We start from the raw sequence: 12,636 nt of genomic DNA, 5'->3' as shown, positions 1-12,636 counted from the left end.
CTATCTTTCTGCGCCTGCCGTCGTCTTGTCGCGGGCATGTTTGCCGATAAAGGTTTCTACGGCTTTGAGCTCCGGTTCGATGATCTGGAAGCGCTCCTCCCTGTCCATCAGATCAGCAAGCCACGTCGGAAGCGCCGGGTCAATACCGCAGGCCGATTTTACGGCAGCGGGGAATTTCGCCGGATGCGCGGTCGAAAGCGTCACCATCGGCGTATTCGGCTTTTCCTTCTTCTTGGCGACGAAGACGCCGATCGCCGAATGCGGATCAAGCAGATAGCCGGTCTCGGCATGGGTCGTGCGGATCGTCTCGGCCACCTGCTTCTCGCTGGCGCGGCCGGCGCGGAAGTCGCGTCGGATCGCCTTCAGCGCTTCAGCGCCGATCTCGAAACCGTTGGATTGCTTGAGGCTTTCCATTGCCGCGCGGACCTTCGAGGCGTCGCGCCCGTAGGCTTCGAACAGCAGCCGTTCGAAGTTCGACGAGATCTGGATGTCCATCGACGGCGAGCTCGTTGCCTTCACAGCCTTCATGTCGTAGCGGCCGGTTTTCAGCATGCGCTCCAGGATGTCGTTCTCGTTGGTGGCGATCACCAGCCGGTCGACCGGCAGGCCCATGCGTTTTGCGCAATAGCCGGCGAAAATATCGCCGAAATTGCCCGTCGGAACCGTGAACGAGATCTTCCGGTCCGGCCCGCCGAGTGCGACGGCCGCCGTGAAATAATAGACGATCTGGGCCATGATGCGCGCCCAGTTGATCGAGTTGACGCCGGAGAGGCCGACCTTGTCGCGGAACGCCGCGTCGTTGAACATCGCCTTCACCAGGTTCTGGCAATCGTCGAAATTGCCCTTGACGGCAAGCGCATGCACATTTGCCGAAGGCGAGGTCGTCATCTGCCGCTGCTGCACTGGCGAAACCTTGCCATGCGGGAAGAGGATGAAGATGTCGGTGCGCTCGCGCCCCGCAAAGGCGTCGATCGCCGCTCCGCCGGTATCGCCCGAAGTGGCGCCGACGATCGTCGCCCGCTCGCCGCGCTTCTCCAGCGCATAATCCATCAGCCGCGCCAGCAACTGCATCGCCACGTCCTTGAAGGCGAGCGTCGTGCCGTGAAACAGCTCCATGACGAAGCTGTTCGGCCCGGTCTGGACGAGCGGCGCGATCGCCGGATGGCGGAAGGTGCCATAGGCCTCGTCGATCATCGCCCGGAAGGTCGCTTCGGGGATCTCGCCATTGGTAAACGGCGACAGGATGGTGAAGGCGATCTCCTGATAGCTCTTGCCGCGCAGTGCCCGGATCTGTTTCTTGGAGAAGCTCGGAAATTCACGCGGAACATAGAGCCCGCCGTCGCGCGCCAGCCCGGTCAGCAGGGCGTCGCAAAAGCCGAGGGCAGGGGCCTCGCCGCGGGTCGAGATATAGTCCACCTTGGTCATCCTTGATCTATCGCTGGAGGAAATTCGATTGGGCCGAGCCGCGGCCCGCACTGCCGGATTCCGGGCCCGGAAATCGAGAAGGCGCTGCGTTCAGGCCACACCATCGCCGTTATCTTGTTGAAGTTGCCCGCATCCGGCGGCGAAAAGTGCATCAAAACGGCGCGTACCCAATCGATTTTTATTTGCGCCGCTGATATAGACCATCGCAAACCGTCGTGAAAGGCCTCACGGAAAAGACCTGGGGCCTCCAAGAAACGCTTGTGCAAAGGGTGGAACATAGTGCTCGGCAAGGTCTCGCGTCTCATTATCTCAGCTTCCCTTCTTGCCCTGCTCGCCGGCTGCGATACGCTCGGCACCGGTGGTGACAGCAAGTCGGCGGCCCCGACGCAGCCGAACGGCACCGCCCAGATCATGCCGCTGGCACCGGCCAACCCATCCTCGAACAATCCTTCGATCGGCACCGCGACGACCGCACAGGGCGCCGTCGCCCCCGTCGTCCAGGGCGCCTGCCCGCAGATCTTCATGCGCGACCAGGATGCGATCTTCCGCACCTATGCCAAGGGCAAGAAGGATGATCCGCAGCAGATCGTCTTCCAGGCCTCGTTCGGCGATTACACCCGCCAGTGCACGCTGAGCGACACCAATCTGACGATGACCGTCGTTGCCCAGTTGCGCCTGATCACCGGCCCGGCCGGCGCCCCCGGCCCGGTGACCCTGCCGATCCGCGTCACCATCGTCGACGGCGAGACCGTGCTCTATTCCGAGGTCACCAAATTCCCGACCGAGATCCCGGCGGGCGCGCCTGGCACCCAGGTGATCTTCCGCAAGGACGGCATCAAGATGCCGGTCGGTTCTGGCGCCCTGGTGCGCGTCAACGTCGGCTTCGACACCCAGCCGGCGAAGACCAAGAAGAACAGCTAAAGCCGCCCGGTGAAGTGGTCGGCCTAGTTCATCGGAACAGCTGCGGTCGCAGGTTCGCGAAGATGCGCCCTCATGAGGGCCACTTCCTGACTTTGACGTGAATGCGTCGATGGGATACAGTGCATCCCACCGTATTACGAGGATCGAAGTCATGTCGCCGAAGGGAAAATCGCAGATCTCTCTCAGGTTGCCGACGCCGACGGTCGAAGCATTCGATCGCATCGCGCAGGTTCTCGATCGAGATCGCACCTGGGTGATGTTGAAAGCCCTCGATCACTATCTTGCGAATGAGGGCGCCGAGATTCTGCGGGATGCCCATGGCCTCGATGAACTTGACCGCGGGGAAAGCGTCGATCTCGACGACGTGCTTAAAAAGGCTCGGATGATCGTTGACGCTTCGGAAGTTCGACATCGTCGGGTTGGCTGATGCCGGCTGTCCGTCTCTCCAAAAGTGCCGAACGCTGGTTCCTGACCAGAATTGCCGAACTGGCAGAAATCAATCCTGCGGCCGCCAGAAATCTTGTCGACCGGCTTGAAAGACAGAAGGCGCTATTGTCGTCCTTCCCCGCAATGACGGAAAAAGGCATTCTGGAAGGGACAAGGAAAGTCAGCATGCCGCCGCTGGTTCTCACAATCCGTAAACGGAACGGCATCATCGAAATTGCCGCGATCAGAGGCGCGCGGCAAAAACATGCATTTACGCCGACAGAGTTGCGCGATGCCGCTTATGACGAAGAGGCGGATGATCGCCAGCAAACTGACGATGAATCGGCCGGGTCCCGCTTCTGACGGAGCGCCGGCACTTGTCTCAGATCAGAGAACGTTGTCCCAGGCCGCCAGCGCGGCGACGACACCCGGCAGGTCGTTCATGCGTGAGATCGCCGTTTCGGCGCCGGCATCCGTCAGTTTGTCGGCATGGGCGGGATAGCTGTGCGAGGCGCCGGTAAAGCCGATGACCCGCATGCCGGCGGCGCGGGCCGCATGCACGCCGTGCACGGAATCCTCGACGACCACCACCTTATCAGGCGACACGCCCATCTGGCTTGCGCCGTGCAAGAAGATGTCGGGTTTCGGCTTGGCGCGGTCGGGGCCGAGATCCTTGGCGGAGAAGATATTGGGGGCAAACAGCGGCTTCAGCCCCACCTTGCCCAGCATCATGTCGAGCCGCTTGCTGCTCGAATTCGAGCAGATGCAGCGCTTCATCGCCAGCTTGGAGACGGCGAATTCGACGCCTGGAATGGCCTGGACGTCGGCGGCCAGCCTGAGGTCGAGCATCTGCTCGGATTTTTCGAGCAGCGAGGCCGAAAACGGAATGCTCGCTTCGCGCTCGATCTGCAGCAGGATGTTGCGCCATGTCATGCCGGCGAAGCGTTCGCCCATTTCTTCGACGCTGATCGGATATCCGGCCTCCGTCAGAAGCGCGGATTCGACTTCCGCGGCGATGATTTCGGAATCGACGAGAACGCCGTCGCAATCGAAGATAATGAGATCGAAGCCGTTCATATGTTCACGCCTTGCTGGAAATCTGGGTCTTGTCCGGGGATGCAGCGGCTTTACACGAAGCCCGCCCAAAGCTCAACCTGATCTCAAGCATGGCTGCGATGCGGCAAGCGACCGGCTCCGTGGTCGCTGCCGCATTGCCCCCGCCAAGCCGTCAGGCCGCCAGCTGCCCGCCGCGTCGTCCGGACTGCGCCGAAGCGGTCGCACGCAGCTTGAAGCGGGACACGAGTTCACGCAGCTTGGCTGCTTCCTCGGCAAGATGACCGGATGCGGCGGTCGATTCTTCCACCATCGCGGCGTTCTGCTGGGTCACCTGGTCCATCGAGTTGACGGCGGTATTGACCTCGGCAAGGCCGGTCGACTGTTCTCTTGCCGATACGGCAATGGCATCCATGTGCTGGTTGATGCGGGCGATCTGCTCGCTGATGGCGCTCAGGACCTGGCTGGTGTCGAGAACCAGTTTGACGCCGCTTTCGACTTCCACCGACGATTTCTGGATGTGGCCTTTGATTTCCTTTGCCGCCTGAGCCGAGCGCTGGGCGAGTTCGCGGACTTCCTGGGCCACCACCGCGAAGCCCTTGCCCGCCTCTCCGGCGCGCGCCGCTTCGACGCCGGCGTTCAGCGCCAGCAGATTGGTCTGGAAGGCGATCTCGTCGATCACGCCGATAATGCTGGAGATCTGCTGCGACGACGCCTCGATGCGACGCATGGCTTCCTCGGCATGGGACACGACCTCGGAAGATTTGGCGGCATTGCGGTTTGCATCGGTCGCCTCGGTGCGTGCCTCGTCGGTGCGCTTGCTGGAGTTCGAGACATTGGCGGTGATCTGATCGAGGGCTGCCGCGGTTTCTTCGAGAGCGGCTGCCTGCTGTTCGGTGCGTTTCGACAGATCGCCGGCCCCCGATGCGATTTCCCTTGTGCCTTCATCGATCGCAGCAATGGCCGCGGCGATGGCGCCGAGGGTCTGGTCTAGCTGCCGGATCGACATGTTGAAATCATGCCGGAGGCCCTCGAAATCAGACGCGAACGGCTCTTCGATCTGGAAGGCGAGATCGCCGGAGGCAAGCCGTTTCAGACCTGCGGCAAGGCCCGATGTCGCCGCCCGCAGCCGCTCGGCCGCATCCTCCTCAGCCTGCTTGCGGGCCGTGACCCGTTCGGTTTCGCCCTGCAGCCGAGCCGCCGCGGCGTCCTGCTCCAATTGCTTGTTGGCAATGGCTGCCTGGCGGAAGACTTCGACAGCCGATGCCATCGTGCCGATTTCATCGGAGCGGCCAATGCCGGTGCAGGCAATGGCCGTGTCACCATCGGCGAGCCTCTGCATATCGCTGGAAAGCGAAAGGATCGGCTTGGTCACACTCTTGCGGGTGAGGAAATAGAGGCCAATGGCGAACAGCGCGGCAGAGGCCAGAAGCGCCTTGAGAACGATATCGACCGAAGCCTTGATCTCGGAGCTGCGCTTGGAAATATCCTCCGACGCATCGGTGATCTGGTCTCCGGCCTGTTCCATCGCCGTTTCCAATGTCGAAAACTGCTGCATGAATTCCGGCAGCGCCTTCAAGGCCGCTGACGGATCCTTGTCGGCTAGCTCGACCATCTTCGTGGCGCTGTCGACATAGACGAGAAGGGGACGTTCGATGCCGGCAAGGACGGTTTTCGTTTGTCCATCGGAGACCAGAGCCTTGTTGGCGTCGATCATCTCCCGGAACGATGCCTCGTGCTCCACCAGATCCGCCTTAACGGCGGCGGGGTCGATGCCTGCCGCCGGGTTGGATGCCAGCAGGGAGGCGAGCACGTCGGCGCGCAGCGCGTCATGCATCATATCGGCCTGCATGTGATTGCGCAGGATTTGCGCCGACTGGGCGACTTCGGCGCCGTTTGCCGAGAGGGTGGAGGCAGACCAGATGCCGACCTCCGTGGCGCCGCCCGCCAAGGCGAAAATCGCAACGCTTGCCATGATGATCTTGTTTTGGATCGACGCCATATCCGTGCTCTCACGTTAATGTAGAGCCTGAGAATATCGGAACTTGCTTAATGATTTCTCAGCGAGACGTCGCTAAGCCGCATAAAAACAATAGGTTGTGGCGGTTGCCTCATTCGATGAGCAGTTGAATGCTCTGTCGGATGGTGCAGAGGCGGACCGCTTCAAGTACCCGGCGCCATCCGTGCCAACGGGCGAGGGCTCGCCCTTGCTCGGGTGAGGCGAGCCCATCTAACCTACTGTTGCGGCAGGATGATCTTCTGATTGCTGGTGTTCTTGTCCCGCTTCTCGCCGGGCTGGTGCGACACCATCGTCATTGCGGGCTCACGGGCCTGGGCGTAGGATGCAGGGCAATAGGAGAGGGACCATGAAGCTGTCAGCTCTTGTTCGATCGGCGGCAGCTGTAGCGCTGCTCTTTGCCTTCACATCCACCGACGCCACCGCCAAGGGCGGCAAGCACCACAGAAGCTGTGCAGAGCTGCAGGCGATGATGGATAATGGGCTGACCGGCGGAAAACATGCCGGGGATGGCGCCGAAAGGAGGGCCAAGGTCGAAAAGAAGATGAGGAAGAAGGGCTGCATTTAGGCCCGGTCGGCCCGAAACTGAATGCTTCTCTCAATCCGAAAACCACGACGCCAAGACAATTCGACCAAGACAATTCGACCAGGACGTGCGCGACAGGCTGTTGCCTCAAGCGAGGCGGGTGCGAGAGCGATGAAATCCGCGTGATCACCAGCTCGACACAGCTCTGGGACTACCTTTGGCATTCTCATGCACTAGATGGCGCTCGGGGAAGAGGACGCCACCGCCGCTATGGGGAAGAGGAGAGGCGGCATGCCAAGGAACGGACCGAGAGGAAGACTGCATGACGATCGAGGATATCATCGAAACCCTGGAAAAGACGGATATGCCCGACGGCCGGATCGACGCCTTCATCACCTGTGCCTTTTTGTTGAAGCAGCTCCGGCCGGCCGAGCCGAACGATTTCGACAGTCCGCATGACTACATGCCGAGCAGCATCAGGTCGCAGCACGGCTTCCTGATGGCGCGGCCCTTCACCCACGACGTCAATCACGCCATCGATCTCTGCCGGGAAGTCCGGCCGGATGCGGTCTGGCATCTTGCCCGCGGCCAGACGTCCGACGATTGGCTCTACGGCGCGCAATTGCGCGAGATCGAGGAAGGCGAAAACGTGCTGGGTGAAGCCGAAAGCAATCACGCCGCACTGGCACTCACTCTCGCGGCGCTGCGGGCGCATCTGCGCCAGCAGGATGCGTGGAAGGCCGGTCTATAGGCAGCATTAGCCGGAACGGTGTGGGAGGTTTTGCAGATCCGCAGCAAACCTATGCATCGATCGGAAACAGCATCAGAAACTGCCGGTCGCCTTCCGGGGTAAAGAGGATCGATCGGCTTTCGGCCGTGCGCCGCGCCCAGCCCTTGTCGAGGAAGCTGGACAGCAGCGCCTTGCCGAGGCTTCCGGCAAGATGCGCGCGTCTTTCGCTCCAGTCGAGGCAGGAGCGGCAGAGCGGGCGGCGCGACGATCGGAGGTCGCCGACATCGATGCCGATGCATTTCAGATCGTTTTCGCCCTTTTCGGTCAGCGCCAAACCGTCTCCGACCGCGTCGATCGAGCCTGAACCAATCAGGCTGTCGAGCATGCGCACACCGTAATCGCCGGCCAGATGATCATAGCAGATGCGCGCCTTGCGCAGCGCCGGCTCTTTCGGCCCCGGCTGGTGGCGCAGATGCCCGCGCCCGGCGGCAAAGCCCATCATGCTTTCGATCAGCCGGGCGACGGCCTCGTCGGCCAATGTGAAATAACGATGGCGTCCCTGCTTTCGCTGGGCAAGCAGCCCGCCGGCTTCGAGCTTGGCAAGATGCGTGCTCGCCGTCTGCACCGTGATGCCGCCGACGCCGGCAAGCTCGGTCGCCGTCAGCGCCCGGCCGCCGGTGAGTGCCGCCAGCATGTTGGCGCGGGCGGGATCGCCGATGAGCGCGCCGATCTGCGCGATGTCAGGACCTTCCTTCATACTTCGATCGTAACCGAAGCATCGCCGTCAGGCAATGTGCGAAAAGGATGGAGAGCAAAAGGAGAAACCGATGATTACCTGCTTCATCCGCTACGAGATCGACCCGTTCAAGAAGGAGGCGTTTGCCGAATATGCCCGCAACTGGGGCCAGGCGATCCCAAAAAACGGCGCCGATCTGATCGGCTATTTCGGCCCGCACGAGGGATCGGCGACAACGGCTTATGGCGTCCACAACATCGAAAGCCTCGCCGCCTACGAAGCCTATCGCGCCAGGCTGGCCGCCGACCCGCTCGGCCGCGAAAATTACGAATTCGCCAGACACGAGGGTTTTATCCGCAGTGAGGATCGCATCTTCCTGAAAAACGTCTCCGCCCCTCACGCCAAGCTGGTGCTGCCATGATCGCCGTCATCTTCGAAGTCGTGCCCTATATGGGCGAGCGCCACAAATATCTCGATCTTGCCGGCGCGCTGCGCGCCGAACTCGAAAAGATCGACGGCTTCATCTCGATCGAGCGTTTCGAGAGCCTGACGACCCGCGGCAAACTGCTGTCGCTCTCCTTTTTCCGCGACGAGGAAGCGGTCAAGCAATGGCGCAACCTCGAAGCCCACCGGGCAGCCCAACAGGCCGGCCGCGGCGGCATCTTCGCCGATTACCGCCTGCGCATCGCCAGTGTCGTCCGCGACTACGGCATGTTCGAACGCGACGAGGCGCCGGCAGACAGCCGCAGCGTGCACGATGCTGCGTGAGGAGGGGAAGGGGCGATGTCATCAGCAATAAATTCCCGAAATCGGCCACCGCTTCAGGCTTTGGTAACGAAGTTCGGTAACCATAACGGAGAGTTAAGCGTCAAGCGTATGAGTGAGTATCAGAATGGCATCAGTTTTTCCGCTTGCCGACCTCAAGGCTTCCGTCAGGTCGGGTTCCCGGCCGGATTCCAGGTCGGGGTCTTGGGTCGACACGATCATCAAGGGGGATTGCGTCAGCGCCCTTGAGGCTTTGCCCAGCCACTCCGTCGATATCATCTTTGCCGACCCGCCATATAACCTCCAGCTCGGCGGAACGCTGCACCGTCCCGATCAGTCGCTGGTCGATGCCGTCGATGACGAATGGGATCAGTTCGCTTCGTTCGAGGCCTATGACGCCTTCACCCGCGCCTGGCTGCTCGCCTGCCGCCGTGTCTTGAAGCCGACGGGTTCGATCTGGGTGATCGGCTCTTACCACAATATCTTCCGTGTCGGCGCCACGCTGCAGGATCTGAATTTCTGGATCTTGAACGACATCATCTGGCGCAAGACCAATCCGATGCCGAATTTCAAGGGCCGCCGTTTTCAGAACGCCCATGAGACGATGATCTGGGCAAGCCCGAATGCCAAGGCCAAGGGCTACACCTTCAATTACGATGCGATGAAGGCCGCCAATGACGATGTGCAGATGCGCTCCGACTGGCTGTTCCCGATCTGCAACGGCGGCGAGCGGTTGAAGGGCGAGGACGGCAAGAAGGTGCATCCGACGCAGAAGCCGGAAGCGCTGCTTGCCCGCGTCATCATGGCCTCGACCAAACCCGGCGATATCGTCCTCGATCCCTTCTTCGGCTCGGGCACGACGGGCGCCGTCGCCAAGCGCCTCGGCCGTCACTTCGTCGGCATCGAGCGCGAACAGGATTATATCGATGCGGCCTCGGCCCGCATCGCCGCCGTCGAGCCGCTGGGGAAGGCGGAACTGACTGTCATGACCGGCAAGAAGGCCGAAGTTCGGGTCGCCTTCAACGTGCTTGTCGAAAGCGGCCTCATCAAACCCGGCCAGGTGCTGACCGATGCCAAACGCCGCTACAGCGCCATCGTGCGCGCCGACGGCACGGTGGCGTCAGGCGGCGACGCCGGCTCCATTCATCGTCTCGGCGCCAAGGTGCAGGGTCTCGATGCATGCAACGGATGGACCTTCTGGCATTTCGACGATGGGCAGTCCCTGCGCCCGATCGACGATCTCAGGTCCGTCATCCGCAGTGATTTGGCAAAGGTGGAGTGAGCAGCACTCAAATCAGAAAACTGCAGCATGATGTCGTCCCAAAACCGCTTACACTTTTCGGCATCATGCTCCGGCGGATCGAAATACCGTCTTCCGGTTTCCCTCCAGTTGCGGAAGAAGGCCAAGGCGCCCGGGGTTCGAACCCCGGGCGTCTTCTATTTGAGGTGCCGGTTCAGAAATCCTTGTAATCGGTGACGTCGACCCGGGTGATGCGGCCTTCCGAATTGAAGGTGATCGTCTCCTCGCCGTCGCGGATCAGCGGCTTGCCCGTCTGGCTATGGGTGGCGCGAAGCGACCAGACGGCCCGGCCGGACAGCGGTGTCAGTGTCTCCACCAACGAATTTTCCGCCGTCTGATCGGGATAATCGTCGAAATATTTCCGGAAGGCGGCCATGATCTCAGCCCGACCGGCGAGACTGCCGACGCCATTCGAGACATAGGTGGCGTCTTCGGCGAAATAGGCCTCGATCGCCGGGAAATCCAGCGCGTTGATGGCGGCGTGAAAGCGGTCGATTTCCTCTGCCGGGTTGAAAGCCATGGGTCTCAGACCTTCAATCCGTAAGCGGCGAGATCGCTGCGCAGTTTCTCGGCGCCTGAGAACAGCACCGCATTCCAGCCGAAAGCCCTGGCGCCGTCGACATTGACCGGCGCGTCGTCGATGAAGATCGTCGCCTTCGGGTCGAGGCCGAAGCTTTTCGTGTGGGTCTCGTAGATGGCGAGATCCGGCTTGATCAGGCCGACATCGCCGGAAACGGTGACGCCGCGCGGTTTGGTCAGGAAGGGGAAACGCGCCTGCGCCTCGCGAAACGTGTCGGAGGCGAAGTTGGTCAGCATCGTCACATCGCGCCCTTCGGCGATCAGCCCTTCCATGATCGCGACGCTGTCCTCGTACGCGTGCGGCACCATCTCGTGCCAATGTTTGCGGAAGGCGCGGATATGCTCTTCGCGGGCAGGGTGCTCGGCAATCAGCAGCGCTTCGGCCTCAGCCCATGTGCGGCCGCGATCCTGCTCGATGTTCCAGTCATGGGTGCAGATATTGGCGAAGAACCAGTTGCGCTCGGTCTCATCGGGAATGAGCCGGCTGAAGGCAAGATGCGGATCGTAATGAATAAGGACTTTGCCGATGTCGAAAACAATATGCTTTATCTCGGTGGTCATGGTCATCCCTTGGATGTTTTAAACGCGAGAGGAATAGCCGCTGCGATCGCTTTTTTCATGATTGTGGGTAAGGCCTGCGCTTCAAGATTTGTAACCGGCTCCCACCATTCGTCATTCGGGCTGACATTCGTTTTTGGCTTGCCGGCTATCGCCGCCCGCCAGATCGACAGTCTGAGCTCGAAATGAGTGAAGACATGGATGACGGTGCCGCAGGCCTGCCAGGCCGCATCGAAAGGCGCGGCTGAGGCTGAGGTCTCGCCGTCGAGACGGGCCGTCCAGGCCGTTGTCGGCACTTCGGTCATGCCGCCAAGCAGGCCACTGTCGATGCGCCGTCGCAGCAGGATCTCGCCATCGCCAGTCACTGCGACGAAGGCGGCACCCTGCCGCACCGGCTTTTCCTTCTTTGCTGCCTTAACCGGAAAGAGTTCGGGATCGGAAAGCTTCAGCGCCTCGCAGGCACCGCGGAACGGACAGAGTGAACAGGCCGGCCGCTTCGGCGTGCAGATCGTCGCCCCGAGATCCATCATCGCCTGGGCAAAATCGCCGGGCCGATCCGCCGGCGTCAGCAGCGCCACCTTTTGCTTCATCAGCGGCTTTCCCGCCGGAAGCGGCGTGTCGATCGCATAGAGCCTGGAGATCACCCGCTCGACATTGCCATCCATCACAGCCGCCTGCCGGTTAAAGGCGATGGCGGCGACGGCCGCTGCCGTATAGTCGCCGATCCCGGGCAGGGATTTGAGCCCTTCTTCGGTATCGGGAAAGACGCCGCCATGCTCTTTCGCCACCGCTTCGGCGCATTTCTTCAGATTGCGGGCCCGCGCGTAATAGCCGAGCCCCGCCCAGGCGGCCATCACCGCGTCGCTTTCGGCCGCGGCAAGATCGGTCACCGCAGGCCAGCGTTCGAGAAACCTGGAGAAATAGGGTTTGACCGCCTGCACCGTCGTCTGTTGCAGCATCACCTCGGAAAGCCAGACGCGATAGGGATCGGGTTTGACGCCGCGGGCCGCCATACCGGGCGAGATACGCCAGGGCAGGTCGCGGTGGTGGCGGTCGTACCAGTCGAGCAGGGGCTTTGCGGAGGGCGTGTCGGGTTTCGTGATCGTCATGATTTGCCGGGATCGGGGGAAGTGCCTATACTTGGCGAAGCAATGCCGAGCGATCAAGCCGGCAATGCGAATTGCCTGTGCGATTGGCAGGGGCGTCCAAGGGTTTCGATGAGTTATCCACGCAAAGGTGCAAAGCAGATCTCCGAGCTGGCGAACGGGCTGATCGATCCCGTCCTGGCGCGCCGCGCCGGCATCAACACGGCGCTGCTCGGCTCGTGGAGCGAAATCGCCGGCGAGGATTTCGCCGATTGCACCCGGCCGGAAAAGATCGCATGGGCCCGCGGCGGCAGTGAGGCCCGCGGCGGCAATGAGGCCGGCGGCTTCCGCCCCGGCGTGCTGACGATTGCCTGCGAAGGCGCGCGCGCACTTTTCCTCACCCATGCCCAGGGCGAACTCATCCAGCGCATCAACAGCTTCTTCGGCTTCGCCGCCGTCCACCAGATCCGCATCGTCCAGAAGCCGGTCTCAAACCCCGCCCGCCGCTCCCGCAC

General features: G+C 61.7%; 16 protein-coding genes. 9 read left to right on the top strand and 7 right to left on the bottom strand.

Annotation, left to right across the window (positions count from 1 at the left end; genetic code table 11):
* Window positions 1-1,425, bottom strand: a complete 1,425-nt coding sequence (thrC, locus tag GR197_RS12175; protein ID WP_164009717.1) for a threonine synthase — start codon at window positions 1,423-1,425, stop codon at window positions 1-3.
* Between the two features lie 276 nt (window positions 1,426-1,701).
* Between thrC and GR197_RS12170 the strand changes: the two genes are divergently transcribed.
* From GR197_RS12170 to GR197_RS12160, 3 genes are all read left to right on the top strand, one after another.
* Window positions 1,702-2,346, top strand: a complete 645-nt coding sequence (locus GR197_RS12170) for a hypothetical protein (protein ID WP_348643277.1) — start codon at window positions 1,702-1,704, stop codon at window positions 2,344-2,346.
* A 151-nt stretch (window positions 2,347-2,497) separates the two neighbouring features.
* On the top strand, window positions 2,498-2,773 hold the full coding sequence (locus GR197_RS12165) for a CopG family ribbon-helix-helix protein (RefSeq protein ID WP_164009713.1): 276 nt from the start codon (window positions 2,498-2,500) through the stop codon (window positions 2,771-2,773).
* On the top strand, window positions 2,773-3,135 hold the full coding sequence (locus GR197_RS12160) for a type II toxin-antitoxin system RelE/ParE family toxin (RefSeq protein WP_164009711.1): 363 nt from the start codon (window positions 2,773-2,775) through the stop codon (window positions 3,133-3,135). The genes GR197_RS12165 and GR197_RS12160 overlap by 1 nt, the downstream gene beginning before the upstream one ends.
* 24 nt (window positions 3,136-3,159) lie before the next feature.
* Here the strand turns inward: GR197_RS12160 and GR197_RS12155 are convergent, their stop codons facing one another.
* Together GR197_RS12155 and GR197_RS12150 are read right to left on the bottom strand one after the other, a co-directional pair.
* A complete protein-coding gene (locus GR197_RS12155) occupies window positions 3,160-3,849 on the bottom strand; it encodes an HAD family hydrolase (protein WP_164009709.1) in 690 nt (229 codons plus the stop codon).
* A 151-nt stretch (window positions 3,850-4,000) separates the two neighbouring features.
* Window positions 4,001-5,827, bottom strand: a complete 1,827-nt coding sequence (locus GR197_RS12150) for a methyl-accepting chemotaxis protein (RefSeq protein ID WP_164009707.1) — start codon at window positions 5,825-5,827, stop codon at window positions 4,001-4,003.
* Window positions 5,828-6,191: 364 nt separating this feature from the next.
* Here GR197_RS12150 and GR197_RS12145 point away from each other — a divergent pair, with 364 nt between their 5' ends.
* Complete coding sequence (locus tag GR197_RS12145) at window positions 6,192-6,410, top strand: hypothetical protein (RefSeq protein ID WP_164009705.1); 219 nt, start codon at window positions 6,192-6,194, stop codon at window positions 6,408-6,410.
* Between the two features lie 280 nt (window positions 6,411-6,690).
* Window positions 6,691-7,119, top strand: a complete 429-nt coding sequence (locus GR197_RS12140) for a hypothetical protein (RefSeq protein ID WP_164009702.1) — start codon at window positions 6,691-6,693, stop codon at window positions 7,117-7,119.
* Window positions 7,120-7,168: 49 nt separating this feature from the next.
* Here GR197_RS12140 and GR197_RS12135 read toward each other — a convergent pair whose 3' ends face one another.
* Entirely contained in the window at window positions 7,169-7,855 is a 687-nt protein-coding gene (locus tag GR197_RS12135) for an ArsR/SmtB family transcription factor (protein WP_164009700.1), read from the bottom strand.
* A gap of 70 nt (window positions 7,856-7,925) precedes the next feature.
* Between GR197_RS12135 and GR197_RS12130 the strand changes: the two genes are divergently transcribed.
* The 3 genes from GR197_RS12130 to GR197_RS12120 all read left to right on the top strand — a co-directional run bounded on the left by GR197_RS12130 (window position 7,926) and on the right by GR197_RS12120 (window position 9,881).
* Window positions 7,926-8,255, top strand: coding sequence for an NIPSNAP family protein (locus GR197_RS12130; protein WP_164009698.1), 330 nt, complete (start codon window positions 7,926-7,928; stop codon window positions 8,253-8,255).
* The gene (locus GR197_RS12125; RefSeq protein WP_164009696.1) at window positions 8,252-8,602 is read left to right on the top strand and encodes an antibiotic biosynthesis monooxygenase family protein; all 351 of its coding nucleotides are present in this window, start codon (window positions 8,252-8,254) and stop codon (window positions 8,600-8,602) included. Before GR197_RS12130 ends, GR197_RS12125 begins: the two co-directional genes overlap by 4 nt.
* A gap of 124 nt (window positions 8,603-8,726) precedes the next feature.
* Window positions 8,727-9,881: a site-specific DNA-methyltransferase gene (locus GR197_RS12120; RefSeq protein ID WP_164009694.1), complete on the top strand. Its 1,155-nt coding sequence runs from the start codon at window positions 8,727-8,729 to the stop codon at window positions 9,879-9,881.
* A gap of 172 nt (window positions 9,882-10,053) precedes the next feature.
* Here the strand turns inward: GR197_RS12120 and GR197_RS12115 are convergent, their stop codons facing one another.
* From GR197_RS12115 to mutY, 3 genes are read right to left on the bottom strand one after another with little or no spacing between them, the layout of a single operon-like run.
* Entirely contained in the window at window positions 10,054-10,419 is a 366-nt protein-coding gene (locus GR197_RS12115) for a nuclear transport factor 2 family protein (protein ID WP_164009692.1), read from the bottom strand.
* Between the two features lie 5 nt (window positions 10,420-10,424).
* On the bottom strand, window positions 10,425-11,039 hold the full coding sequence (locus GR197_RS12110) for an HAD family hydrolase (protein ID WP_164009690.1): 615 nt from the start codon (window positions 11,037-11,039) through the stop codon (window positions 10,425-10,427).
* A gap of 2 nt (window positions 11,040-11,041) precedes the next feature.
* Complete coding sequence (mutY, locus tag GR197_RS12105; protein ID WP_164009689.1) at window positions 11,042-12,145, bottom strand: A/G-specific adenine glycosylase; 1,104 nt, start codon at window positions 12,143-12,145, stop codon at window positions 11,042-11,044.
* A 108-nt stretch (window positions 12,146-12,253) separates the two neighbouring features.
* Between mutY and GR197_RS12100 the strand changes: the two genes are divergently transcribed.
* Window positions 12,254-12,636, top strand: a 383-nt coding sequence (locus GR197_RS12100; protein ID WP_164009687.1) for a DUF721 domain-containing protein, incomplete at its 3' end; no start/stop codon positions are given.

This window comes from Rhizobium phaseoli (assembly GCF_010668805.1).
GTDB classification, from domain to species: domain Bacteria; phylum Pseudomonadota; class Alphaproteobacteria; order Rhizobiales; family Rhizobiaceae; genus Rhizobium; species Rhizobium phaseoli_A.
Note: the sequence above shows the minus strand (reverse complement) of the source record. Positions and strands in the feature narration are given on the sequence as shown.

Excerpts from the sequence above, each read along its gene's own strand:
- thrC (WP_164009717.1), bottom strand. The coding sequence starts at position 1,425 with ATGACCAAGGTGGACTATATCTCGACCCGCGGCGAGGCCCCTGCCCTC.
- GR197_RS12165 (WP_164009713.1), top strand. The coding sequence starts at position 2,498 with ATGTCGCCGAAGGGAAAATCGCAGATCTCTCTCAGGTTGCCGACGCCG.
- GR197_RS12160 (WP_164009711.1), top strand. The coding sequence starts at position 2,773 with ATGCCGGCTGTCCGTCTCTCCAAAAGTGCCGAACGCTGGTTCCTGACC.
- GR197_RS12155 (WP_164009709.1), bottom strand. The coding sequence starts at position 3,849 with ATGAACGGCTTCGATCTCATTATCTTCGATTGCGACGGCGTTCTCGTC.
- GR197_RS12150 (WP_164009707.1), bottom strand. The coding sequence starts at position 5,827 with ATGGCGTCGATCCAAAACAAGATCATCATGGCAAGCGTTGCGATTTTC.
- GR197_RS12145 (WP_164009705.1), top strand. The coding sequence starts at position 6,192 with ATGAAGCTGTCAGCTCTTGTTCGATCGGCGGCAGCTGTAGCGCTGCTC.
- GR197_RS12140 (WP_164009702.1), top strand. The coding sequence starts at position 6,691 with ATGACGATCGAGGATATCATCGAAACCCTGGAAAAGACGGATATGCCC.
- GR197_RS12135 (WP_164009700.1), bottom strand. The coding sequence starts at position 7,855 with ATGAAGGAAGGTCCTGACATCGCGCAGATCGGCGCGCTCATCGGCGAT.
- GR197_RS12130 (WP_164009698.1), top strand. The coding sequence starts at position 7,926 with ATGATTACCTGCTTCATCCGCTACGAGATCGACCCGTTCAAGAAGGAG.
- GR197_RS12125 (WP_164009696.1), top strand. The coding sequence starts at position 8,252 with ATGATCGCCGTCATCTTCGAAGTCGTGCCCTATATGGGCGAGCGCCAC.
- GR197_RS12120 (WP_164009694.1), top strand. The coding sequence starts at position 8,727 with ATGGCATCAGTTTTTCCGCTTGCCGACCTCAAGGCTTCCGTCAGGTCG.
- GR197_RS12115 (WP_164009692.1), bottom strand. The coding sequence starts at position 10,419 with ATGGCTTTCAACCCGGCAGAGGAAATCGACCGCTTTCACGCCGCCATC.
- GR197_RS12110 (WP_164009690.1), bottom strand. The coding sequence starts at position 11,039 with ATGACCACCGAGATAAAGCATATTGTTTTCGACATCGGCAAAGTCCTT.
- mutY (WP_164009689.1), bottom strand. The coding sequence starts at position 12,145 with ATGACGATCACGAAACCCGACACGCCCTCCGCAAAGCCCCTGCTCGAC.